The 1,627-nt window shown below is 77.3% G+C and carries 2 protein-coding genes; both read right to left on the minus strand.

All coding sequences use genetic code 11. From position 1 onward, the window contains the following. The coding region (locus ACFU53_RS47965; RefSeq protein WP_384006975.1) for a hypothetical protein at positions 1-207 on the minus strand (207 nt) is incomplete at its 3' end. After that, positions 204-1,627: ABC transporter permease subunit (locus tag ACFU53_RS47970; protein WP_384006978.1), on the minus strand; the 1,424-nt coding region annotated here is incomplete at its 5' end. The genes ACFU53_RS47965 and ACFU53_RS47970, both read right to left, overlap by 4 nt.

A 1,627-nucleotide genomic window follows, 5' to 3' on the forward strand; every position in this document is an offset into this window, starting at 1 on the left:
CTGCCTCTCAGGCACCGTGCTCGCCGCCTGCATCTCAGGCACCGTGCTCGCCGCCTGCATCTCAGGCACCGTGCTCGCCGCCTGCATCTCCGAAACGTCACCCACCGCTTGCTTCTCCCGGGCCTCGCTCAGCGCTTCCCTCTCGGCCGCCTCTCCGGCCCGCCGCCTCCGGGGCGTCACGCTCGGTCGCTGCTCGGGCTCGGTCATCCGGTTTCTCCGACGGTGGGGGCGACGGCGGGCTTCGGTCGGCGTACGGCCCCGGCGAACGGGCGGCACGGCCACCGCACTCCGCCCGCCGCCGTGACCGCCAGCGCGCCCAGGAGGGCGAGGGCGGTGGCGGGGGCGAGGACGGCCCAGGGGGCGCGTTCGGCGTAGGGCTGGTTCTCGGCGAGGAGGCGGCCCCATTCCGGGTCCGGCGGCTGCGCGCCGAGGCCGAGGAAGCCGAGGGAGGTCAGGGCGAGGGCCACGCCGGGCAGCCGGAGCAGGGCGTGGCGGGCGACGGGGGGCAGGACGGCGGGCAGCAACTCGCGGCGGAGCAGATGGCCGTCACCCGCGCCGAGCCCCTTCGTGGCCGTGATGTGCGTCGTGGCCCGCTCCTGTTCGAGCAGGGCCGTGGTATGCGCGGCCAGCGGTACCCAGGCGACGGCGGCCACGGCCAGCGCGGGTGTCGCCGCTCCACTGCCGGCGACGCCGGCGACGAGCAGGCCCGCGAGGACCGCCGGTACGGCGTTGACGGTGTCGACGAGGGGCCCGCAGAGGCGGGGCAGCAGTCCGAGCAGGACGCCCGTCAGCAGCGCGGCCGCGCTGATCGTGACGGCCAGGGCGAGGGTGGTGAACGCCCCGTGGCCGATGCGGGCGAGGAGGTCGCGGCCGAGCGCGTCGGTGCCCAACGGGTGGGCCCAGGACGGGGGTTGGAGCCGGGCGCCGGTGTCGAGGGCGAGCGGGTCGCGGGCCAGGCCGAGCGCGACGACCGCGAGGAGCAGGGTGCCGTGGAGGAGGGGGGTGCGGCGTGGCGCGGGCGGCTGCGGGCGGTGCAGGGAGTGGAGCGCGCCGTCGCGGAGGGCGGGGCCGATGAGGCTGCGGGCGGCGAGGCGGGCGAGGGCTCCGGCGACGGCGGCCAGTAGGACGAGGGCTAGGGTGCCGGCCTGGAGGACGGGAAGGTCCTGGGCGATGGCGGCCTGGAGGGTGGTGCGGCCGAGGCCGGGTATGTCGAAGATCTGCTCGACGGCGACCGCGCCTCCGGTGAGGCCGACCACGAACAGGCCGATGTTGGGCAGCAGTCCGGGTACGCAGCGCCGTACGGCCTGGCGGGCGGTGGCCCGCCCGGGTATGCCGCGTGCGGCGGCGGCCAGGGCCCAGGGCTCGGCGAAGGCACCGGGCAGCAGGTCGTCGAGCATCCGGCCGAGCAGCGCGCCGGCGGGAAGGCCGAGGGCGAGGGCGGGCAGCACCATCCACTGCGGGCCATACCAGCCGAGCGCGGGCAGCCAGCCGAGGTGCACCCCGACGACCACGGCGAGCACGGACGCGGTGAGGAACTCGGGCAGCGCGGCAAGCATCGCGGCCACGCTGCCGCCGCCGAGGCGGTCGTCGAGGCGGCGGTGCGCGCCCAGCCACAGGGTGCGGGCGC

It is taken from the genome of Streptomyces sp. NPDC057474, assembly GCF_042802555.1.
GTDB lineage: Bacteria > Actinomycetota > Actinomycetes > Streptomycetales > Streptomycetaceae > Streptomyces.